Below are 23,345 nucleotides of genomic sequence, written 5' to 3'. Positions count from 1 at the left end.
TTAAAAACAACGCTAATAGTCAAAACGTTTAAACGCCTCGATAGCTTCATACTCAGCCAAACCTAAATCATCGTATAAGATGGCTGTATTTTTATTACGATCTTCTGCCCTAACCCAAAACTCTCTGGAGTCGTTTCCTTGAAACATTACTCTGTCTTTTTGAGACTGGTGGTATAAAATCGCGTGACGTTTCAATAATACTTCTGATGGAGAAAGCGGAACGGCCATATCAATTTCATGAATGTCCCATTCGTGCCATGCGCCTCGGTAAAGCCACAACCAACAATCATCCATGTACTTTTCAGGTTTCAATTGTTTCATGGCAGCAAAAATCGCATTTAAACAAACTTCATGCGTTCCGTGCGGATCTGCCAAATCGCCTGCCGCAAAAACCTGGTGTGGTTTAATTTTAGCAATAATATCTTTTACAATAGCAATATCTTCCGGTCCTAACGGATTTTTCTTTACCTGTCCTGTTTCATAAAATGGAAGATCAAGGAAATGCGTATTTTCATCTTTTAAGCCAATGTATCTTGTTGCTGCATACGATTCTCTTCTTCTGATTAGTCCTTTTAATTTTCGAACTTCCAAAGAATCAATTTGATTTTCTGATTTGCTATTCAAAAACTCAATAACAGATTTGAAGTTTATTCCGCTGCCGGCTTCGCCAATAAAATCTTTGGCAACCTCAGCAAATTTTAATGCTTCGTCGTCTGTAACAGCTATATTTCCAGAGGTTTGATATACTACGTGTACATCATGACCTTGTTTTATCAATTTTGAAAAAGTTCCTCCCATAGAAATCACATCATCATCTGGATGCGGACTAAAAAGAATCACTCGTTTTTTTGCAGGATTTGCTCTTTCCGGACGATGTGAATCGTCTGTATTTGGTTTTCCACCCGGCCATCCTGTGATGGTATGCTGCAATACGTTGAACATATTGATGTTCAAATCATAAGCAGAACCTTCTTGCGCCAAAAGATCAGACATTCCGTTATTATTGTAATCACGGTCTGTTAATTTTAATATCGATTGTTTTGTTTTTTGGCACAACCAAACAATCGCTTTGCTTTTTAATTCTTGTGTCCAGATACATTCTCCCACAAGCCAGGGCGTTTTAAAACGCGTTAATTCTACTGCTGCTGACTGATCTAAAACGAAAGTCGCATTGGGATGGTTTTGTAAAAATGTTGCAGGAACTTCTGAAGTAATATCACCCTGAATGGTTCTTTTGATGATATCGGCTTTGTTTTGTCCCCAAGCCATTAATACGATTCTTTTTGATCTCATAATCGTAGAAACTCCCATAGTAATAGCACGTTTTGGAACGTTGTCTATACCATTAAAATCTGATGAAGCATCTACTCTTGTAATATGATCCAGTGTAATAATTCTGGTTCCGGAGTTAATGTGCGATCCCGGTTCGTTGAAACCTACGTGACCTGTACGCCCGATACCTAATAATTGAAAATCAAGTCCTCCTGCGTTTTTAATATTCATTTCATAATCGATACAATATTGATTTAATTCATCAATAGATACGGTACCGTCAGGAATATTAACATTTTCAGGTTTAATATCAATATGATTAAAAAGATGCTGATGCATGAAATAGTGGTAGCTCTGATTGTTCTCTTTTGTCATTGGATAATATTCATCCAGATTAAAAGTGATTACATTGCTAAAACTTAGTCCTTCTTCTCTGTGCATTCTCACTAATTCTTCATAAACTTTTATAGGAGAAGAACCTGTTGCCAAACCCAATACACAAGATTTATTTTTTTCTTGTTTGGTTCTGATTAATTGTGCAATTTCCTGGGCAACGATTATTGAAGCTTCGGCAGAACTTTTGAAAATTTCGTTGTGGATTTTCTCAAATCTGGTCTCTTCAAATTTCCCTGCACTTTTATAGCTGATATCAGGTTTTATTTCTAAAGCACTTTTCATTTTTTTCTTTTTTTGGTATGTACAATTTTGGTTTTTGAAATGGTATAAGCAATTTTCACTGCCTATACCATTTACTAACCAAACTTAAAATCTTATAATTCTTTGATATTTTTTAGAAATTTGGAGCAGTAGTATCCCACCATAGTCTGGTTCCTCCTGTATCAGGACCTCCTAATTTTGAAATTCCGCTATCTACACCACCTTGATTACTTGATTTCTCAGATTGAACAAAGTTGATTCTTCTTACACCGAACTCAGTTGTAATGGTATTTCCACTGTAATTTTTAAGTACCGGGAAAAGTTTTGGATAACCTGTTCTTCTGTAATCAGACCATGCTTCTTGCCCTTCAGGGAAACCAGCAATCCATTTTTGAGTAATAATTTTTTGCAGTTTAACTTCGTTAGTTGCAGCTTCATCCCAGGCAACAGTAACATTATTAACTGCAGGAGAATTATTTACAGGAAACTTAGGATCAACATAATCTTTAGGCAATTTTACATTATCAGCCATATAAGCTGCTACACCTGCCGCATCTCTTTGTCCGAATGACGCAGCAATACCTTGCTCATATAATGATTTGGCATCGCCTCCCATATCCCATCCTCTTAATGCACCTTCTGCTCTTAAGAAATAAGCTTCAGCAGTTGTCATTAAAACAATTTCGTTAGATTTTGCAACAGTCCCAAGACCAGAAAAATCCTGGTGATCTGCTTTTGCCGCAATGTCAATTCCAGTACGAACACCTTTGTATTCACCAGGAAATTGAGATGACAAATCAAAATAATTTTCCATTCTTGGATCTTCGTATCCACCCATAATTGATTCCATATCAGCAGACATACGAATGTCTAACCATGAACCACTAATTGTTGCAAGTGGATTTGTATAAACTGGAGAAACAATTTTAAATAAATCACCATTTGACTGCATCACACCAAATTTATGAGATACCGCTTTTTCTGCCTCAAGTTTTGCTAATGCAGGATCTATTTTTACAATACGCATTGCTAATCTTAAACGTAAAGTGTTAGCAAATTTTACCCATTGTTTGTATTTTCCTTTGTAACCAGATAAGTCAGTTGTTTTGAAGGTACTTTCTCCAGTATCTCCATCATCTACCCTTTGTGTTAAATCTGCAACAGCAATATCTAATTCTTTAAAAAATTGATTGTAAACTTCCTGTTGGCTGTCATATTCTGTTGGACTTGAGTTTCCGTATTTAGAATATATAATTGGACCAAAAGTATCTGTTAGCCTGTGCATTCCTTCCACTTTCAAAATCAATGATAAAGCATAAAACTGATCAAATTTTCCTTTTGATTTCTTTTCGATATCTACAGCATTATACATTACATTTTTATAGGCATAATCCCAGATAAAACCATTCCAACCATCAACTAATGAATAAGTTGTATTATTAATACCTCCTGCAAAACCTGTTGGGGTAGCCATGTAACCTGACCAAATATCACTATTTAGGTTTTGTTGTAATTGGTATACCCACTCAAAATTAGCAGTGATTACCTGAATGTTATTAAAGATAGGTGCAAAACCTTGTTTGATATGATTAAAATCCTGCTCTAATAATTCTGGTGTAATACCTTCTTTATTAGTATTAATTTCTTCAAAATTGTCTGTGCAACCAAACGTTGTCAACAATGAAATACAGACAGCTGCTTTTGTTATATTATTTAGTTTCATGTTTTTAATTTTAGAAAGTTACGTTTAAATTAAGACCGATACTTCTAGTAGATGGTAAACCATAAATATCTACTCCTTGTAACCCTTGACCTGTACTTAATGCAATGTTTGGATCAAATGGCGCATCTTTATAGATAAAGAATAAGTTTCTAGCAATTAAAGAGACACTTGCAGATTGAATAAAAGGTAAAGCTTTTGGATTGAAATTATAACCGATAGAAACTTCTCTAACGCTTACATTTGTAGCATCATAAACATATTCTCCTGTAATACCTGCTCTACCTCCAACTTGTGTATAATAAGATTTTGCATCCATTGTTGTTACAGCTGTACCATCACTTTCTCTCACTCCATTAATTGCAACACCACCAGCATTTCTTGCATTTCCTGTTGCTTTTGAAACTCCAAATGAATCATTTTGAGCTTCTGTTAAACTCATTACATCACCTCCAAAACGGCCATCAATCAATACATTAGCAAAGAAAGATCCAAATTTGAATGAGTTTGACCAACCTAACATGAAATCCGGATTAGAATTTCCTACTTCTTCAAAATCAGTTCTTTGTATTGTTCCGTCATCATTTAATAAAATTCTACCCTGATCGTCTTTTTTAAAGTTGATTCCTTCAATTACTCCATAAGGTTTTCCTTCAACTAAAGCATATCTGTAGCTATTAACACCTGCTTCTGTTAAATTCACTCTACCTCCTAATTCAGTAGGAATTTCTTTTACTTTATTTTTGTTTTGAGAAAAATTCACAGCAGTATCCCAAGAAAATTTCTCTCCTCTGATGATTCCTCCACTTAAAACAACCTCAATACCTTTATTTTCGATACTTCCTGCATTAATTCCATAAAAATCATAACCTTGATCATTTACCGGAGCTACTACTTGTAAGTATTGGTTTTTAGTTTCTGAGTTATAGTAAGATATTTCAAAACCTAATCTGTTATTAAACATTCTCCACTCAGTACCAAATTCAAATTCAGATTTTAACTCTGGTTTTAATGTTTCACCTGGTCTTGGTCCTACTTTAGGATTTATTCCTGAAATTCCCGGCTGAGAATAATATGTAGGATCAGAAACGAAAGGATAAATATCATTACCAACTTGTGCATAAGTACCACGAACTTTAGCATAGTTAATCCATTCTGGCAATGTTGTCATTTCGCTAATAAGAGCTGTTACACCCACAGATGGATAAAAATAAGAATCATCTACTGTAGACGACCAGTCGTTTCTTCCTGCAAGATCTAAGAACAACATGTCTTTATATCCAAAAGTAGTAGCTGCAAAAACCGATTGCACTTCTCTTTGAGAATCTACTGTTTGATAGTTACCTGTGTTATTATTAAAATTATGAAGTGTAAACCAGTTTGTAATATTCAAACCTCCACTAATTCCAGAATCTAAAATTGTTTTTTGATTCGTTAGTGTATTTGTAATACTTGTACCAATGTTTGCATTGAAGGTAAAATCTGAACCAATTTTTGTATTAATTGTCGCGATTAAATCAGCATAACGTTGTGTACTTAAAGAATTTTCATTGATATATCTTCCGTTTACATGAGAAAGCGTTCCTTGTGTTGTAGCATATATTTTTTTATCAAAAATACTTGTTACTCTATTATAACTATATCTAGATGCAATACTTAACCAATTATTAGCTTTATACGTTAAAGATAATGCTCCATTAAAGAAATCGTTTTTATCTTCAGATCTGTTTCTGTTGATTGCCCAATACGGATTTTGCATAATATCTCTATTAGTCATCCAGTTTTGCGCCATTAAGTTTCTGGTTGGATTAAATACTTCATAATTATCTCTGTAATAATCAAAGTCATTTCCTCTTGGCATTAAATAAACTCCTGTTAAAGGGTTAAAATAAAATCCGTTTACCGGTTTATTTGCAATTGTTTGAGATGTATAATTTGCATTAGCAGAAAATATCAATTTATCTTCAAAGAATTTAGCTGTTTGTCTAACTCCAAAGTTATTTTTCTTTAAGCTGTTTCCCGGTACAATTCCTGTAGCCGAAGTATTTGCATAAGAAAATGCTGTAGAAGAATTTTCAGAACCGATTGAATATCCGATTGAGGTGATTTGGGTAGTTCCTGTATTGAAGAAATCTTTTACGTGATCTTTTGTTTTTCCTGCAGGTCCCCAAGACTCATCAGCACCCGGAGCTGCAACGTAATCTGTTTGAAATTTAGGCATATAAGCCGCTTCTTCAAAAGTAGTAACAGATGAAGCAGAGATATTAGCTTTTCCTGTTTTAGCTTTTTTAGATGAAAGTAAAATTACACCATTAGCTCCCTGAGATCCGTATAATACAGAAGCAGCAGCACCTTTAAGAACTGTCATTCCTTCGTAATCATCCGGATTTATTAAAGATACAACATCTCCACCGTCACGGTTACCTCCTGATAAACTACCAAATGAATCATTTGGCTGGCCTGAACCTGAGTTCAACATTGGGATACCATCAATAACGTATAAAGGCTGACTGTTAGAAATTGAAGAATTTCCACGAATAACTACTTTTGTAGATCCTCCGGTTCCACCAGAACTTTTAGTTACAGCAACACCGGCAATTTTACCAGCGATAGTATTAATAACGTTTGCATCTTTTACACGAGTCAATTCTTCACCTTTAAGCTCCTGAGCAGCATATGTTAAAGATTTTCTCGTTTTCTTAATACCTAATGAAGTTACTACAACTTCGTTAAGTGCGTTTGATGCTGCTTGTCCCATTTTAACGTTAATTGTAGTGGCATCACCTACAACTATACTTTGTGTTTCAAGACCAACATAGCTAAAAACTAATGTTTGTCCTTTTTGTGCTTCAATTGAATACAAACCGTCAAAATCGGTGCTCGCACCTTTTTGACCTCCTTGTACTGCAACAGACGCCCCTGGTAACGGCATCCCATCAGAATCTGTAATCACACCTTTGATGCTTTTTACCTGAGCAAGCGAAACTTGCGCCGTAAAAGCAATCATAAAGATTAAGAAAATTTTTTTCATGTTAATTTATTTTGTTAGTTATGGTGTAAATTTATTCTTAAGGGATTGTTAAAAAAAATTATTTATACAAACAGCTTTATTTTTTAAACCAACGACATAAAACATTCAATAATGCGTTTCACGAAAACGTTTTCAAATCAATAAACTCTAACATTTTTAGTAATTATTAGAATTATATTTAATAAAAAAGAGTATTTACTCAATAATTATGTATTATCGTTTTTTCAGCATTAAACTGATATTTACATAATAATGAAGATATTAGCTAAATAAAAACCGAAAAATTAACAAAATTTAAAGAAAAATACAGAAGTAATCAAGATCAATTAATTACTATTAATTGCCACATAAACTTGTTGTTTTTATTTTTAACGAAGTATATTTTTGATGAATGACATCTAAAAGCGTATAGTTATCAAAAGAATCCTGGGCAATTTCCCAAATCATAATTCCGCCTGCGTTTTGAGAAGCAAATTCTACTTTTTGAGTTATCGTAAGTCTTCCATTATAATAAATTTTTCCAACCTCATCCTGATCTGCAAATTGAGTTCCTGTAGCTATAATTTCTCCATAAGTTGAACTTGTTACTTCTTTATAAGTAAAATTATAACCATAAAAAGGTACGCCCAAAGTCAGTTTTTCGCTGGGAACATTTTGAAGTTTATGCCAAAAATCTATTCCGGCTTTTGCGTTTTCAAAAGAGCTGTGTTGTCCGGGGTTATCCGGTGTCCAAGGTCCGGTACTGTCATATGACATGATATTTAGAAAATCAAATGCATTTAAAGCTTCCTGATTTATATTTTCGAAACGCGAATTATTTGGCAGGGCTGCCGTTAAAAGTTTATTTTTCGCTGTGAGTTCTTTTCTTAATTCTAAAACAAAACCGCTGTAACCTGTTGTCACTGCATCCCATTCGAGATCAACATCGACTCCATCCAAATGATGAAGTTTTGTAAAATTCATTATGTTTCGAATTAAATTCGGCCTGTTTTCGGGGTTATCAATTAGAAATTTCCAATTTGAGGCTACTTCTTCAGATAAAACTCCGCCTGCGAGCGAAATGCTAATTTTAATATGAGGATTAATTGATTTTACATATTTAAAAAGCATATCAATGTCTCCTGTAAAATTGAGATTTCCATTTTTATCCGGATTTGCAAATGCTAAATTGAGATGGGTTAATTTGCAAAACTGAATCAAATTGATTTTATCAAAATTCTCCGAAGATAAATATCCTACTACTCTGGCTGTTTTTTTATTCTTTGAATTTTCAGGATCAATTTCTTTTTGATGTGAACAACTATAAACTGAAAAAAGGGAACTTAGAAAAAAAAGGATGCCTAACAAGGCTTTATTTTTTATCATAATTTTTAATTTTAAACTATTGTTTTTAATTTAATTAGAATGAAAATAATACCTTATTAGGCATAACTTTATGTTTGAGATTTTTTTAGTTTACATCCCACCAAACTTTACCCAACCAATCATTCTTTCCTCCCATTCTTGATAAGGCATCTAAATAGTTTTTCTCATTTTTTTGCATTTCATCATTTGGATAGTACAAACGCGTTGGTACAACACCACCGGTTCCTGAATCTGAATTTGTTATGGGTATTAAATGAGGATATCCTGTTCGTCTCCAGTTTGAATAGGCTTCAATACTATTGAATAAATAAGTAACCCAAATTTGTGTTCCTATTTGCTCTTTTTCTGTTCCGGCTATCAAAGGATGTGCTGTTAAATAAGCATCAATATCTGTTTGAGCTGCAGGAGCTGCACCATAAATTTCCATTTGTTTAATCCCTGCTTCCACTCCGTTTTTATAATAATCGGCTGCAGAACCTGAAACCCAGCCTCTAAAAGCAGCTTCGGCCAATAATAATTCTGTTTCTGAATAACTAACATGTAAAAACGGTGTTGTTCTTAGTTTTATATAAGGCTGTATTCCAGATACAGAATTTGATCCCCCTGGAAGATCCCATCTAAACATTCCTGGTTTAACCCCTTCGTATAATGTTTCGCCCGGCTGTATTGGCGACCAGAGAACTACGCTACTGCTTGTTTTAGGCGTTGCGATCATGGTTAATCTTGGATCTCCGTTATCTCTTAAAAAATCTATTAATAAAGAACTAAAATGATCTCCTTGTTCATTTCCTATAAAACCATAAGACAATCCATTTCCTCTATAATCTAGCCTGGCAGGATCATCACTAAAAGGAAAATCTAAATGATGCATGATACAGTTGTCATCATTACTGGTAAAAACTCCATTTTGAAAAGCTGCTTTTGCTTGTTTTTCAGCTTCTGAAGGATTTACTTCAGAGATTCTCATGGCCAAACGCAAACGCATGGTATTGGCTAATTTTTTCCATTTTGCAATATCTCCATTATAAAACAAATCTCCTTTAACTGCACCACCTCCGGCATTTAACTGATTAAAAGCTTCGTCTAGTTCTTTAAAAAAAGAAGTGTAAATATCTTCCTGTTTATCATATTTTGGCGTTACAATTCCCTGAGAAAAACCTAGACCAGCTTCTGAGTAAGGTACATCTCCATAAATATCAGTTAAACGTTGCGCAATCATTACTTTTATAATTTTAGCAACGGCATTCATGTTTACTGCAGCAGGATCAGAACTTGTGTTGGCAAGAATATCTACAATACTTTTTATTTCGTGAGCATAAACATTTCTCCATAAAGCGACTGCATACTCTTCGTTATTTTTAAATTTACTTCCATATTCTGTTACTGCCCATGAACCCGAATAATGCTGTACAAAACCTCCGGCATATATAAGATTTGTTCTATGTTGGTAATATCCATCTCCGGACATACACAATTGTGTAAAAGTGAGCTGTCCTGCCGGGTTTGGAGATAACGCCACCGGATCTTTTACCAGTTCGTCAAAATTTTCTGTACAGCCAACTACCGTAAATACTGCAAGTATGGCTACTATATGTTTAATTTTCATAATTTACTTTTTTAGAATGTAACTTTAATATTAAAACCATACGATTTTCTTGACGGCAATGAACCATACTCAAAACCTTGTCCATTTCCAGAAGTGTACATAGACTCAGGATCAATATTTGGTAAATCTTTATTAAATGTCAATAGGTTTCTGGCAAATGCCGAAAGATAGATCGAACTTATTTTTGAGCTGCCAAAAACACTTCTAGGTATTGTATAGCCCAAACTTACCTCTCTTAATTTCACATAAGAAGCATCATAAATAAAAGGTGCCGGTGTATTTTCAGTAACATTTGACCAATATGTTTGAGGATCTACAGGAGTCGTATTTTTTACGTAAACCGGATTTTCGGCAGTTCCGGTATTTACTACTCCGTTTGCTACATAACCAGCTGTTGGAGTCCAATTGCCTACATTAAAATTCGGATCGTTTGCAGCGGCTTCTGCTCTTGCAGCATTGTAAGCATCTCTTCCTTCTGTAGTTACATCCAAAAGTCCTTTTCCTGCAGCAACAGAGTTTGTCATAGAATATACATCCATACCAAATTTCATATCCAATAAAAATTGAAGTGTAATTCCTTTATAAGAAAATCTATTGGTTAAACCAGCCGCCCAATCCGGAAGACCTTTTCCTAATTGCACTTTAGTATCTGTGTATAAAGGAAGACCGTTTGCACCTACAATCATTTCGCCCGAAGGTGTTTTTTGAAAATCTTTACCAATAATAGTTCCGTATTGTCCGCCAACCTGAGCCACAATTGCTGCTCCGGCCCAACGAGCCTCAGAAATAGTATAAGTATTAATATCAGGATGTAAAGAAAGAATGGAATTTTTATTCTTAGAAAAGTTCAAATCAATTCCCCACTCAAAATTCTTTGTTTTTATTGGAGTTCCTGATAAAAATATCTCAATACCTTCATTACGCAATTTTCCGGCATTTACAGAAAGAAATTCATAACCCGATGTTGCAGAAGACGCTAAATCAAGCGTTTGATCTTCTGTATCTTCACGATAAACTGTTATATCAGCTTTTAATCTGTTTTTAAAGAAAGCTGTCTCTAATCCAAACTCGATTCCGGTTTTTGACTGAAAAGTCAGGTTCGCATTTGGTGCCGATGAATTTTTAATATTCACAACACTTTGTCCGTCATAAGCAGAATAAGTAGTATAATTTAATGCATTTTTATAAGCGCCCGGTGCATTTGAAACTTTTGCCCAGGATCCTCTTAATTTACCATAAGAAAAAGTATCGCTCTGAATACCAAATGCATCTGAAAATATAAAGCCTAACGAAGCTGCCGGATAGAATGCATCTTTGGTGATCACACTAAACCAGTCATTTCTTCCAGTAAATTCAGCATATAAATATCCTTTATAATCAAGCTTTGCCGAACCGTAAACAGAATTTGTTCTTGTTTTAGTTTCTGATGGCGCATTTATTGACTGGGTAGAAAAATTACTAATATATTCTGTTCCCGGCTCAATAATATTTGTTCCCTGACTAGAATTTTCCTGTCTTCTGAAATCTCTTCTGCTCGTTCCTAAAATTCCTGAGAAAGTTAAGTCATTAGCCAATTTAATATCGCTAAAAGTGGCAATGATATCAGTATTCATTTCAGAAACCGTAATATCATTCAATCCAAGATAACCTGTATCTCTTCCCGGCCAAGTACTGCCGGCCGCCATAAAATCTTTAGTACCAAAAGCATAAGTATCTAAACCGGTTCTAAAAGTCAATCCAACCCATTTTTCAAGTTGATACGTTCCGGTAACATTCCCCATAAAACGATTTTTCTTAGAGGTATTATGATTTGCATCTACCGTAAAATAAGGGTTTAACTGATAAATATTATTATTCCATTTATAGATTTCTCCTGTATCCGGATCCTGATAATTCTTTAACCAGGCCTGATCAATATTGGGTGCCAAACCACTCAGAGAATAACCTACGTTGTTTGGAGAATCTCCCAAACCGGGTCTGTTTTCGGTATTTTCAACCATGTAATTTACATTTGCCGCCAAAGTAAATTTTTCTGATTTTAAAGTGGCATTCAAACTGGCATCATTTCTTTCTAAACCTGAACCCGGAACAACATCATCATTTTTCAGATTGTTAAATCCAAAACGAATATAGGCATTCTCACTTCCGCCGGAGAGCGAAATTCCATTAGTGGTTGTAAATCCTGTCTTAAAAAAATCCTGAATATTATTATCTACTTTAGCATAAGGTTTCATAGAACCATCAAATATTATAACCTGCTGCCCAACTGTTTCCGAGAATTTAGGTCCCCAGGCACTTGTAGTATACCCGTAAATTTCAGAAGGCGCTTTTGAAGGGTCCGGCAAAATTCCGTGAGAACCCGTTCCATAATCACTTTGAAAATCCTGGTATCTGGCATTTACCCTGTCAAAACTAACACCGCTGGTAAGTTCTACCTGTAATTTACCTTTGCTTCCTTTTTTAGTTGTAATTAAAATTACACCATTCAAAGCTCTGGAACCATATAAAGCAGATGCTGCTGCTCCTTTTAGTACAGTCAGACTCTCGATGTTGTTCGGGTTTATGCTTGAAATTCCGTCACCGTTATCTCTTCCATCAAACCATTTGCTTGATGCTGCAGTATCGTTAGACAAACCTGTATTATCAATTGGAACTCCATCTACAATATAAAGCGGCTGGTTATTCTCGCCTATACTCGAAATACCTCTAATAATAACCCTTGTACTTCCTCCTGCACCTGTGGCCGGAATAGAAACATCAACACCGGCAATTTTACCCGAAAGTGCTGTGGCTACATTGGTTGTAATTACCTTATTCAACTGGTCACCTTTGATGTCCTGAACGGCATAACCCAATTCCTTCTTTTGTCTTTTAATACCTAATGCAGTAACAACAACTTCATCTAAGTTCTGGGCATTTTCTTCAAGCATTACATTTACTTGCGGAGAATCTCCAACTGTTACAACTTTAGTTTTAATTCCGATGTATGAAAATACTAGAACATCGCCTTTTGATGCTTCAATACTGTACATTCCATCATAATCTGTTTGTGCTGCCTTCGCTGTACCCTGAATAAGAACAGTAACTCCCGGCAACGGCAGTCCTTTTTGGTCGCTTACTAAACCTTTGATTGTTTTTACTTGCGCAAGAATAACCTGCGACGTAAAAAAAACAACAAAGATTAATACAATTTTCTTCATTTTTGTCATGGTTTTGTTGGTTAAGCGATAAATTTATTGTTAAAATTAACATAAATAAAACTTTTTAAACAAACCGCTCCAAACCTTAAACAAACAACATAAAACAATCAATAATACGTTTTACGAAAACGATGCCTTTAAAAAATAATCGACGAAATACCATTTTTGGTAAAATTTTATTCAAAAGAATTGCGTTTTACCAACTAATTGTTTAAAGTTGCAAAATATTATTCTTAAGAATAATTATATTAACCCCCCAATAACCAAAATTGAACGAAATTCAAAAATTAAAATTTGAAATAAAACTGCAAAATCATATTTGGTTTTGGGGAAGCTACTTTACTCTTAACTTTTTAAGATGGGGAGCTTACTTTAATGATTATCCTTACTCATTCAAATCCAACCTGATTGAATTTTCATTGCACATTCCGTTAGTCTATTTTAATCTTTTTGTTTTGGTACCGAAATTTGTACTTAAACAGAAATACATTCAATATACTTTTGCGCTAATTTTAAGCCTATTCGGAATTTATTTATTAAAAACCGCACTTACCTATTATATTATATCGGAAAATATTTGGCCTGAAGCCAACAGAGAATATCATCCGTTTGAAATCAATCATATTGTTGCTGTTTGTATCGGCGAATTATATGTATTGGCCATGGCATCATCTGTTTACCTGACTTTAACCTGGCTGAGGGAAAGAGAAAGAAACAGATCCTTAAGAGAAAATCAGTTTAAAATCAAATTGAAATATCTGGAGAATCAAATTCAGCCGCATTTTTTCTTCAATACCTTAAATAATTTATATGCCTTATCATTAGAATCTTCAAATAAGGTTCCTGATGTAATTATTAAGTTATCCAATTTGATGGAATATGTCTTGTATGATGTAAAAGGAACCAAATTTGTTCCCTTGATAAAAGAAATAGACTATATTCAGAATTATATTGAAATTGAGAAGTTACGTTTTGAAAATGTAGAAGTTACGATAAATCTTGAGTCGGATATTGAAGATATTGTTGTGCCTCCGCTAATCTTTATTTCGCTAGTAGAAAATGCCTTTAAACATGGCGGACTGAACAATAAAAACTTAAAAATCAAGATCAATTGTAAAGTTATTGACAATAAAAGGTTAGATTTTGAAATCTTAAATAATTTTGTAATTTCACAAAATCTTAACCCAAAAAGTGGTATTGGATTGGTCAATACCAAAAAAAGACTGAAATTAATTTATAAAAATGACTTCAGCCTAAAACACAAAACAAAACTAAATTACTATATAATCCGCTTGCAAATACCTATTCATAATGAAGATTAAATGCGTATTGATTGATGATGAGCCTTTGGCTATCAAAGTCTTGCAAAATTATTTCAATAATTTTACAGATTTTGAAGTTATCGGAACATTCAATAATTCTCTTGAAGCACTTGATTTTATCAACAGCACAACTGTTGATGCTGTCTTTTTAGATATCAATATGCCAATGATGACAGGATTTGAATTAATTAGTTTAATCGAAAACAAAACCAAAGTCATTATCACAACGGCTTTTAGGGAGTTTGCAGCCGAAAGTTATGATCTTGATGTTCTGGATTATTTAGTAAAACCCATTCCGTTGCCAAGATTTATAAAGTGTATTAACAAGATTACAACCGAATACAATTTAAAAAACAATATTAAGGTCGAAACCACAAAAGGCGATTCTCATATTTTTATTAAGGTTGATAAAAAAATGATGAAGATCAATATTGAAGAAATCCTTTTTATCGAAGGAATGAAAGAATATATTAAAGTTGTTACGCCTGATAAAACCTATATTACCCATAAATCCCTCACTTCTTTGTCTGAAGAATTACCGGCAGATCGCTTTTTAAGAATTCATAAATCGTACGTTATCGCCCTAAATAAGGTAAAATCAATCGAAGGAAACCGCATACAAATCCAATCTTACACGATTCCTATTGGTAGAAACTACAGTAAAGATGTTAAAAACAAAATTTTAGAGTAAATACAATTCCATTTTTCATTTTCTAAGTAGGTTAAAATTAACACATTGTTGAAAAAATGATGCCGTTGGTTTAAATTTAACATTATTTGTGCCTTTTTATTTTTTTTTGAAACACTTAACAAATATATTTACGGTCTTCAAAAAACAATAAAATTAAAAAATTAACCTTATCACAATTATGAGTTCAGAAAATGTGCAAACTAAGTGGGGACAGTTTATTCCTCTAGTTATCGTATTCTTCTTTTGGGGTTTTGTCGCTGCAAGTAACGACATCTTGATTCCTGTTTTTAAAACAGCCTTCAACTTATCTCAAGGAGAAAGTCAATTAGTATCTTTAGCTTTTTATATCGCTTACACCGTAGGATCGCTAATATATATGGGAATCTCCGCTTTAATCAAAGAAGATTTAGTTAACAGAATAGGATATAAAAACGGTCTTTCATTAGGTTTACTTATTTCTGCTCTTGGAACATTATTATTTTACCCGGCTGCAAACACAGGATCTTTTCCTTTAATGTTATCTGGATTATTTATTGTTGCACTTGGTTTTTCATTGCAGCAAACCGTTGCGAACCCTTTAGCAATTGCTTTAGGACCAATTACAACAGGATCTCAACGTTTGACTTTAGCAGGTGGAATTAACAATTTGGGTACTACAATCGGGCCGCTTATTGTGAGTTTTGCAATCTTCGGATCAAGCACAGGATCATCTACTTTAAGTATCGAGAGTGTAAAAATTCCTTACTTAATATTAGGTTTAGCCTTTTTATTAGTTGCTATTTTATTAAAATTCTCTTCATTGCCAGACAGACCGGCTCTAATCGAAGAAGAAATTGCACATGATGGCGCAACAGCAAAAAATTCTGCATTACAATATCCACAATTGGTAATGGGAATGATCGCTATTTTTCTTTATGTTGGTGTAGAAGTTTCTACTGCAAGTAATTTACCTGCATACATGGAAAGCAAATTAGGGTTTTTAACTCAGGAAGTTGCTCCTTATATCTCATTATATTGGGCAAGTTTAATGATTGGCCGTTGGACAGGAGCTATCGAAGCTTTTACTGATAAAGCCAGTTTACAACAAATATTACGTTTTGTAGCACCATATTTAGCGTTTGGGGTATTTTTAGCTGTAAATGCAATTGCAAAACACGATTTAACACCATTTTACATCTACGGATTAATCATTTTAGTATTAATTGCTGCCGATATTGCAAGTAAAGGAAATCCTGCGAGAATGTTATTAATTTTCTCTGCTTTAGGAATTGTTGCTTTAGCTATAGGAATGTCGACTAGCGGTATTGTGAGTGTTTACGCTTTCACAAGTGTTGGTTTATTCTGTAGTACGCTTTGGCCATGTATCTTTACACTAGCAGTAAGCGGATTAGGAAAAAACACAAGTCAGGGAAGCAGCTTCCTAATCATGATGATTATGGGTGGTGGAGTTATTAGCTGGTTACAAGGTTTTGTTTCTGAATTCATTGGTATCCAAGCAAGTTACATTGTAGGTATCTTATGTTTTGCTTACCTTGCGTTTTATGCATGGAGCGTAAGCGGAATCCTTAAAAAACAAGGAATTAACTTTGACAAAAAACTTTCGGGAGGACACTAAGCTTCTTTAATAACAATATAGAAAATCCAAAATTCCAATTTACAGATTGGAATTTGGGATTTTTGTTTTATAATCTATGTATTATAAGTTTTCTAAAAACTAAAATTGGAGTTTAAATTTTCACTTCGCATTTATAATATTGCTTAAATTCTTTTTAAAAACGGCTTTATTTTGTTCCGATAAAGTATATACGACATCTTTATCGGCATGAATAATAACTTTATTAATATTCTTCTCTAAAAGCGCTTTTGGGTCCTTGATTTTTAGCGTACAGGCTCCATCAAAATAACCATCTTCTTCGATTGTCTTTTTTGCAACCAAAACAGTTCCGTCACTTAAAACAGCCGAAATTGACATTGTATTATTTAATGTGTTTGAATAAAAACCATCCATCACCAATAATAATCGGTAGGTGTTTTTCATTTCGGGACCTCTAAACTCGTGACGTGTAATATTATAACGTAACCCTTTTGCCAAAGTCTGGAATTTTGAAGTACAATCCAATTCAAAAGTAGCCACATCTCCGGCTTCGTTTACAGATGTCAATACTTTTGCTTGGGCATTTGCAGTTATATTTACTGTCAAAAAAGCAAAAATTAGAATAAGTTTTTTCATATGTTGTTCTTTTTGAGACACATAAAGATAAAAAAAATCACCATCTTTCTTACAAAAGTGGTGATTTTTAATTATTTATTTAAGAGAAACTATTTGTTTCCTTTCTCAAAATCAGCAACAAACTGAGCTAATCCAATATCAGTTAAAGGGTGTTTCAACAATCCGTAAATTGCAGAAAGTGGTCCGGTCATAACATCAGCTCCAATTTTAGCGCAGTTTACAATATGCATTGTATGACGCACAGAAGCAGCTAAAATTTGAGTTTCATATCCGTAGTTATCATAAACTAATCTAATTTCTTCAATTAAGTTTAAACCATCTGTAGAAACATCGTCAAGACGGCCAATAAATGGAGAAACATAAGTAGCTCCCGCTTTTGCAGCCAAAAGAGCCTGACCTACAGAAAATACAAGTGTTACATTTGTTTTGATTCCTTTATCTGAGAAATATTTCGCAGCCATAACACCTTCTTTTGTCATTGGCAGTTTCACTACGATTTGATCATGCAATTCAGCTAATTCTTCACCTTCTTTAATCATTCCATCATAATCCAACGCATTTACCTCAGCACTTACATCGCCTTCTACAAGATTGCAGATGTCAACATAATGTTTCAGGATATTGTTTTTTCCTGTAATTCCTTCTTTCGCCATTAATGACGGATTAGTCGTTACACCATCCAAAACACCTAAAGCCTGTGCTTCTTTAATTTGAGCTAAATTAGCTGTGTCAATAAAAAATTTCATAATTATATCTATTTAATTGTGTTGATTCTATTTGATTCTTCGGCAACCGTAATCCGGTTTTGCTATATCTTTTGTTCTTTTTAGGTCACAAAGAAAGTGTTTATTCACCTTACATAAATTTCGGTGCAAAATTACAACTTATAATTTTCCCAAAATTAAAATCTTAAAAATAATTCTGCATTTTGACATTCCTCTTTATAAAAGCTTCATTAAAAAATCGTATTTTTAAAGTTCAAATAAGTTTAAAAGTGCTAGAAGAGAATTTTCAACAAGACATTACTAATATTCAGAATATTACAATTGTACCAACTTTATTAAATGTAATATGCCAAACGACCGGAATGGGTTTTGCTGCAATTGCAAGGGTTACAGACGATCGCTGGATAACCTGTAGTGTTCAGGATAACGTTTCATTTGGTTTAAAGCCAGGAGATGAATTACAGCTAAAAACAACCATTTGCAATGAAATCAGGCAAAATAGAAAAGCCGTTATAATTGATAACGTTAGCGAAGATGATGATTTTCGCGATCATCATACCCCGGCAATGTACGGCCTTCAAAGCTATATTTCTGTGCCAATTATACTTAAAAACGGGAGTTTTTTCGGAACACTTTGCGCTATTGACCCTAAACCTAATGAATTAAAAACATTTAAAGTCAGTCAGATGTTTAATTTGTTTGCTGATTTAATTTCATTTCACATCACAAGTATTGAAGAGGCAAACGAAAGCAAAACCATTTTAAAGGAAAAAGATGATCTTCTTGAAAAAACCCAAAACGAAAAACAAAATGCAGAGCGTTTAAAATCTGTTGTAGAAAAAAAGCTTATCGAGAAAAACATTTCGCTTGAAAAAATGAATAGTGAGCTCGAAGCTTTCAATTATATTTCAAGCCACGATTTGCAGGAACCTTTGCGAAAAATTCAGCTTTTTACCGATAGTATTGAGCGGGAAGAAGCTGATAATTTATCTGAAAAAGGAAAAAATGCTTTTCAAAAAATAAAAACTTCGGCTTTTAGAATGCAAAATCTAATTAACGACCTTTTAATTTATTCTAAAACAAAATTTGACGATAGAAAGTTTGTTATTAAAGATTTAAATGAAATTGCCAGAGATGTTATCGAAGATCTTTCTGATGAGTTTGAAAATAAAAATGTAGTTTTTGATATACAAGATTTAGGAAAACTTTCTGTGATCGAATTTCAATTCAGACAGCTTCTCTATAATTTGATCAATAATTCGATGAAATTTGCAAGTCCTGATCGAGATTTAATCATTACAGTTTCAGCAAAAATCACAAATGGGATACTCGAAAAGCTTTCTCCTCTTACCAAATATTACCAAATAACAATTGCAGACAATGGCATTGGATTTGATCAATCTTATAACGACAAAATATTTGGACTTTTTCAGGCATTACACACAAAACCAGTGAAGAGTACCGGAATCGGACTTACAATAGTAAAGAGAATTGTAGAAAACCATAACGGCTTTATTAAAGCAGAAGGAATTTTAAATCAAGGAGCAAAATTTGATATTTTTATTCCTTTAGAGTAATATTTTTTTACCGCAAGGTTCGCAAAGATTTACGCAAGGTTCGCAAAGTTTATATACAAAGCTTTGCGAACTTTGCCTTTTTATAAAAAAGCTAGTAGTAAAAAATCTTTGCGCACTTTGCGGTAAAAATTTTCTATAACTTATAATGGTTCATTAGCATTTTTTCATACATTTTATCCGGAAGTGCGCGTTTTAAAACGATCGAAAACTTTTGCATAAAGACGCCCACTTTATAATGTACATTCGGTTTTTTTTGCTGAATAATTTTGTAAACTGCCTCAGCCATCTCATTTGGATTACTTCCCGCATCCACATGTTCATTCATAGTGGCAAGCACATCACCGTAAACTTTTTCATAAGCAGAACCTGAAATAACCGGTGCATGATAACGTCCTGAAGCAATATTGGTAGCAAAATCTCCAGGCGCTACGTTTGTGATTTCAATTCCAAAAGACTTTACCTCCATTCTTAAAGCTTCGGTAATTAATTCTAAAGCTCCTTTTGATGCAGAGTAAACACTTCTGTACGGCAATCCCATGTAACCGGCAATTGAAGTGATATTAATAATCAAACCCGATTTTTGCTCACGCATTTGTGGCAAAACCGCTTTCATCACTTCTATTGGTCCAAAAAAATTGGTTTCGAAGTTGTTTTTGATTTCTTCTGTCGGAATTTCTTCCAAAGGACCTGTAATTCCAACACCAGCATTGTTAATTACAATATCCAGTCGACCGGAACTTTGAATAATTTTGGCTACAGCCGATTTAATAGATTCCGTATTTCGAACATCTAAAGCCACAAGTGGAAAAACAGAATTCAATACTTTTTCAGGGTTTCGACTAGTTCCATACACAACGAAACCTTTTTGATGCAAAAATTCTCCAATAGATTTTCCGATTCCTGATGATCCTCCGGTAATTAAAACGACTTTATTCATATTATGGTTACTAGGTTATTTGTTATAAATTAAGAGATCTTTAAATTATTTTTTATCGCAGAGAACACAAAGGTTTTCGCAGGGTTCGCAAAGGTTTGTATTGATTTGGCTTTGCGGTTAATTTTTTTACCGCAGAGGACACAAAGGTTTTTCGCAGAGTTCATTAAGATTGAAGTTGTGTTTACACAATCTAAGTCCGCAAAGCTTTGCGAACTTTGCCTTTTCACAAAAGCTGAGAGTAAAAAATCTTTGCGAGCTTTGCGGTTAAATTTATTTACCCCTCCACAGGTTTTAAAATTCATCCAACTTTCCTCAGTACCAAAAATAAAAAAATCCTCCATAAGGAAGACCACATTTAAATTAATTATAAAAAAAAATCCTGAAACAATTCAGGATGCATAAAATAAAAAATGGCAAGCGACCTACATCGCACCGCTCAACCACGTACCCTTGCTATGTTCCCATCCTGGGGGAGTCTGCAGGAGCTGGTCGTGTAGGACTTGCCGGTGCAAATATACAATCTTTTTATATTTTTGCAAGACCTTGTTGCTATAAAAATATCGTCGTATATTGGCTTATTCAAATTTTTAACTATGAAAAAATATAACTTCCTAACTTTCATTTTATTAGGAATCACATTAATTGGATGTGGAGATACAAAAAAAGGTGAAAATTCTTTATTTAACATCGATGATTCCGCTTTTCCTGCTCATTTTTCGTCTCAGGAATCAGTTTCTATTGGAATTTTAAACCCAAATTCGAAAGAAATTGACAGTGTCGCTTACTTTGTTAATGACAAAAAAGTGGGAAGCACGAAAGGAAATGAAAAGTTTAAATTTGAACTAAAAGATCAAAAATTAGGATATCAATATCTAAAAGCGACCGTTTATTTTGGCGGAGATTCATCTGATGCTACAAAAAGAATCGAATTGGTTTCGAATGTTGAACCAAAATTATTGAAATATAAAATCGTAAATACATATCCGCACGATACAAAAGCCTTTACAGAAGGTTTAGAATTTCACGACGGTGTTTTATTTGAAAGTACGGGTCAAAAAGCAGATTCATACTTTAGATCTGTTGATTATAAAACCGGAAAAGTGATTCAGCAAGTTGATCTTCCAAAAGAATATTTTGGTGAAGGAATTACTTTTATAAATGGAAAATTGTTTCAATTAACCTGGCAGGAAAAAACTGGTTTTATATATGATGCAAAAACGCTTAAACTGGAAAAAACCTTTAAATACGATAAAGATATTGAAGGCTGGGGAATGACGCACGATGATAAATATATTTATCGCTCTGATGGAACGGAAAAAATCTGGAAAATGGATCCTGAAACCCAAAAAATGATTGACTACATTAATGTTTATTCCGGAACTTCAAAAATTAAAGTTCTGAATGAACTAGAATTAATCGACGGAAAATTCTATGCAAATGTTTGGCAAAAAGATGCGATTGCGGTTGTAAATCCAACTTCCGGAGCTGTTGAAGGCATTCTGGATATGTCTGGTTTACGCAAATTCATCAAGCATCCTGAAGCAGAAGTTTTAAACGGAATTGCTTATAATCCTGCAACAAAAACGATTTTTGTAACGGGTAAATACTGGGAAAAAATGTTCGAAATAACAGTTTCAGAATAGGATTACACATAGAGACAAACACGAATTTCACAAATTTTCACGAATTGATTAGTGTTAATTTGTGAAATTCGTGTTTTTATATAATTACTACACTAATTAAATTTCTTAATAATGATTACTTTAATTACCAACATAAAAGAATTGCTTCAGGTGCGTGAAACGTCTGTTTCTAAGGTTTCGGGTGCTGAAATGGCGGTTCTTCCCACTATAAAAAATGCATTTTTAGTAATAAAAGATAATCTTATTGCTGATTTTGGTTCGATGGAAAATCTTCCCGAAATCAAAGCAGATAAAATTATTGACGCAACAGGTAAAATTGTTTTACCATCCTGGTGCGACAGCCATACGCATATTGTATATGCAGGAAATCGTGAGCAGGAATTTGTGGACCGAATCAATGGATTCTCCTATGAAGAAATTGCCAATCGCGGCGGCGGAATTTTAAACTCTGCTAAAAAATTAAACGAAACTTCCGAAGAAGAAATTTATGAGCAGTCAAAAGTTCGTTTGGAAGAAGTAATGCATTTAGGAACAGGAGCCGTTGAAATAAAATCCGGTTACGGACTTACTATTGAAGGAGAGTTAAAAATGCTTCGCGTTATTAAAAAATTGGCGCAAAATTACCCTATTGAAATAAAAGCAACTTTTTTAGGTGCGCATGCATTTCCGGTACATTATAAAGAAAATAAAGCTGGTTACATTGATGAAATCATAACCAAAATGCTTCCTGAGATTGCTCAAAATAAACTGGCAGATTATATTGATGTATTTTGCGAAACGGGTTATTTTTCTGTTGAAGAAACAGAAAAAATAATGGAAGCAGGAATTCAATTCGGCCTAAAGCCAAAAATCCATGTGAATCAATTTAATTCTATTGGCGGAATTCAGGCTGGAATTAAATTTAACGCCCTTTCTGTCGATCATCTTGAAGTTATGAACCCGGAAGATATTGAAGCCTTAAAAGACACCGAAACGATGCCTGTGGCTTTGCCTTCCTGTTCTTATTTTTTAAGTATTCCGTACACTCCTGCCCGCGAAATGATAAAAGCCGGTTTATCAATTGCATTGGCAACTGATTTCAACCCTGGCTCTACTCCATCTGGAAATATGAATTTTGTAGTGGCAACGGCTTGTATCAAAATGAAAATGACTCCTGAAGAAGCTATTAACGCAGCAACAATAAATGGCGCATATGCAATGGGAATTTCTGAAACTCATGGAAGTATCACAAAAGGAAAAAAAGCCAATCTTATCGTTACTAAACCTATTTCATCTTACTATCAAATTCCGTATGCTTTTGGTAGTAATTTAATAGAAAGTGTTTTTGTAGAGGGTAAAATTTTAGCATAAAAAAAGAGGAGTTAAACTC

Annotated in this window: 16 protein-coding genes and 1 other RNA gene; 6 read left to right on the top strand and 11 right to left on the bottom strand. The window is 33.9% G+C overall.

Going from position 1 to position 23,345, the window contains the following annotated elements; all coding sequences use genetic code 11:
- Nucleotides 1-12: 12 nt before the first annotated feature.
- The 6 genes from nagB to SD960_RS12775 form a co-directional block, all read right to left on the bottom strand.
- Entirely contained in the window at nt 13-1,950 is a 1,938-nt protein-coding gene (gene nagB / locus SD960_RS12800; protein WP_318803634.1) for a glucosamine-6-phosphate deaminase, read from the bottom strand.
- A 112-nt stretch (nt 1,951-2,062) separates the two neighbouring features.
- Nucleotides 2,063-3,652: a RagB/SusD family nutrient uptake outer membrane protein gene (locus SD960_RS12795; RefSeq protein ID WP_318803632.1), complete on the bottom strand. Its 1,590-nt coding sequence runs from the start codon at nt 3,650-3,652 to the stop codon at nt 2,063-2,065.
- A gap of 10 nt (nt 3,653-3,662) precedes the next feature.
- Nucleotides 3,663-6,680: a SusC/RagA family TonB-linked outer membrane protein gene (locus tag SD960_RS12790; RefSeq protein ID WP_318803629.1), complete on the bottom strand. Its 3,018-nt coding sequence runs from the start codon at nt 6,678-6,680 to the stop codon at nt 3,663-3,665.
- Between the two features lie 336 nt (nt 6,681-7,016).
- On the bottom strand, nt 7,017-8,045 hold the full coding sequence (locus tag SD960_RS12785) for a glycosyl hydrolase family 18 protein (protein ID WP_318803626.1): 1,029 nt from the start codon (nt 8,043-8,045) through the stop codon (nt 7,017-7,019).
- A gap of 85 nt (nt 8,046-8,130) precedes the next feature.
- The gene (locus SD960_RS12780; protein WP_318803623.1) at nt 8,131-9,651 is read right to left on the bottom strand and encodes a SusD/RagB family nutrient-binding outer membrane lipoprotein; all 1,521 of its coding nucleotides are present in this window, start codon (nt 9,649-9,651) and stop codon (nt 8,131-8,133) included.
- Nucleotides 9,652-9,662: 11 nt separating this feature from the next.
- On the bottom strand, nt 9,663-12,851 hold the full coding sequence (locus SD960_RS12775; RefSeq protein ID WP_318803620.1) for a SusC/RagA family TonB-linked outer membrane protein: 3,189 nt from the start codon (nt 12,849-12,851) through the stop codon (nt 9,663-9,665).
- A 269-nt stretch (nt 12,852-13,120) separates the two neighbouring features.
- Here SD960_RS12775 and SD960_RS12770 point away from each other — a divergent pair, with 269 nt between their 5' ends.
- From SD960_RS12770 to SD960_RS12760, 3 genes are all read left to right on the top strand, one after another.
- Nucleotides 13,121-14,173 carry a sensor histidine kinase gene (locus SD960_RS12770; RefSeq protein WP_042565029.1) on the top strand — a complete coding sequence of 351 codons (1,053 nt, stop codon included), beginning with the start codon at nt 13,121-13,123 and terminating at the stop codon, nt 14,171-14,173.
- Nucleotides 14,163-14,864, top strand: coding sequence for a LytR/AlgR family response regulator transcription factor (locus SD960_RS12765; protein WP_042565030.1), 702 nt, complete (start codon nt 14,163-14,165; stop codon nt 14,862-14,864). Before SD960_RS12770 ends, SD960_RS12765 begins: the two co-directional genes overlap by 11 nt.
- A gap of 178 nt (nt 14,865-15,042) precedes the next feature.
- Nucleotides 15,043-16,479, top strand: a complete 1,437-nt coding sequence (locus tag SD960_RS12760; protein WP_318803615.1) for an MFS transporter — start codon at nt 15,043-15,045, stop codon at nt 16,477-16,479.
- A 120-nt stretch (nt 16,480-16,599) separates the two neighbouring features.
- Here the strand turns inward: SD960_RS12760 and SD960_RS12755 are convergent, their stop codons facing one another.
- The gene (locus SD960_RS12755; protein ID WP_318803614.1) at nt 16,600-17,094 is read right to left on the bottom strand and encodes a hypothetical protein; all 495 of its coding nucleotides are present in this window, start codon (nt 17,092-17,094) and stop codon (nt 16,600-16,602) included.
- 89 nt (nt 17,095-17,183) lie between these two features.
- Complete coding sequence (fsa, locus tag SD960_RS12750) at nt 17,184-17,840, bottom strand: fructose-6-phosphate aldolase (protein WP_042565033.1); 657 nt, start codon at nt 17,838-17,840, stop codon at nt 17,184-17,186.
- 248 nt (nt 17,841-18,088) lie between these two features.
- Between fsa and SD960_RS12745 the strand changes: the two genes are divergently transcribed.
- Nucleotides 18,089-19,396, top strand: a complete 1,308-nt coding sequence (locus SD960_RS12745; protein WP_318803613.1) for an ATP-binding protein — start codon at nt 18,089-18,091, stop codon at nt 19,394-19,396.
- A 133-nt stretch (nt 19,397-19,529) separates the two neighbouring features.
- Here SD960_RS12745 and SD960_RS12740 read toward each other — a convergent pair whose 3' ends face one another.
- The 3 genes from SD960_RS12740 to ffs form a co-directional block, all read right to left on the bottom strand.
- Nucleotides 19,530-20,333, bottom strand: a complete 804-nt coding sequence (locus SD960_RS12740; protein WP_318803611.1) for an SDR family oxidoreductase — start codon at nt 20,331-20,333, stop codon at nt 19,530-19,532.
- 29 nt (nt 20,334-20,362) lie between these two features.
- Nucleotides 20,363-20,674, bottom strand: coding sequence for a hypothetical protein (locus tag SD960_RS12735; RefSeq protein WP_318803609.1), 312 nt, complete (start codon nt 20,672-20,674; stop codon nt 20,363-20,365).
- A 67-nt stretch (nt 20,675-20,741) separates the two neighbouring features.
- Nucleotides 20,742-20,839: signal recognition particle sRNA small type (ffs, locus tag SD960_RS12730), an RNA gene on the bottom strand.
- 87 nt (nt 20,840-20,926) lie between these two features.
- Here ffs and SD960_RS12725 point away from each other — a divergent pair.
- Together SD960_RS12725 and hutI are read left to right on the top strand one after the other, a co-directional pair.
- Nucleotides 20,927-21,976 (top strand): glutaminyl-peptide cyclotransferase, encoded by a 1,050-nt coding sequence (locus tag SD960_RS12725; protein ID WP_318803608.1) that lies wholly within the window; start codon nt 20,927-20,929, stop codon nt 21,974-21,976.
- Nucleotides 21,977-22,087: 111 nt separating this feature from the next.
- Nucleotides 22,088-23,326 (top strand): imidazolonepropionase, encoded by a 1,239-nt coding sequence (gene hutI / locus SD960_RS12720; protein WP_318803606.1) that lies wholly within the window; start codon nt 22,088-22,090, stop codon nt 23,324-23,326.
- Nucleotides 23,327-23,345: the final 19 nt, after the last annotated feature.

This window comes from Flavobacterium sp. MMLR14_040 (genome assembly GCF_033657265.1).
Classification (GTDB): Bacteria; Bacteroidota; Bacteroidia; order Flavobacteriales; family Flavobacteriaceae; genus Flavobacterium.
This window is presented reverse-complemented; position numbering and strand designations above follow the sequence as displayed.

Bases quoted from the DNA above. Each gene is read 5' to 3' on its own strand.
- nagB (WP_318803634.1), bottom strand. From the start codon at position 1,950: ATGAAAAGTGCTTTAGAAATAAAACCTGATATCAGCTATAAAAGTGCA.
- SD960_RS12795 (WP_318803632.1), bottom strand. From the start codon at position 3,652: ATGAAACTAAATAATATAACAAAAGCAGCTGTCTGTATTTCATTGTTG.
- SD960_RS12790 (WP_318803629.1), bottom strand. From the start codon at position 6,680: ATGAAAAAAATTTTCTTAATCTTTATGATTGCTTTTACGGCGCAAGTT.
- SD960_RS12785 (WP_318803626.1), bottom strand. From the start codon at position 8,045: ATGATAAAAAATAAAGCCTTGTTAGGCATCCTTTTTTTTCTAAGTTCC.
- SD960_RS12780 (WP_318803623.1), bottom strand. From the start codon at position 9,651: ATGAAAATTAAACATATAGTAGCCATACTTGCAGTATTTACGGTAGTT.
- SD960_RS12775 (WP_318803620.1), bottom strand. From the start codon at position 12,851: ATGAAGAAAATTGTATTAATCTTTGTTGTTTTTTTTACGTCGCAGGTT.
- SD960_RS12765 (WP_042565030.1), top strand. From the start codon at position 14,163: ATGAAGATTAAATGCGTATTGATTGATGATGAGCCTTTGGCTATCAAA.
- SD960_RS12760 (WP_318803615.1), top strand. From the start codon at position 15,043: ATGAGTTCAGAAAATGTGCAAACTAAGTGGGGACAGTTTATTCCTCTA.
- SD960_RS12755 (WP_318803614.1), bottom strand. From the start codon at position 17,094: ATGAAAAAACTTATTCTAATTTTTGCTTTTTTGACAGTAAATATAACT.
- fsa (WP_042565033.1), bottom strand. From the start codon at position 17,840: ATGAAATTTTTTATTGACACAGCTAATTTAGCTCAAATTAAAGAAGCA.
- SD960_RS12740 (WP_318803611.1), bottom strand. From the start codon at position 20,333: ATGAATAAAGTCGTTTTAATTACCGGAGGATCATCAGGAATCGGAAAA.
- SD960_RS12735 (WP_318803609.1), bottom strand. From the start codon at position 20,674: ATGGAGGATTTTTTTATTTTTGGTACTGAGGAAAGTTGGATGAATTTT.
- SD960_RS12725 (WP_318803608.1), top strand. From the start codon at position 20,927: ATGAAAAAATATAACTTCCTAACTTTCATTTTATTAGGAATCACATTA.
- hutI (WP_318803606.1), top strand. From the start codon at position 22,088: ATGATTACTTTAATTACCAACATAAAAGAATTGCTTCAGGTGCGTGAA.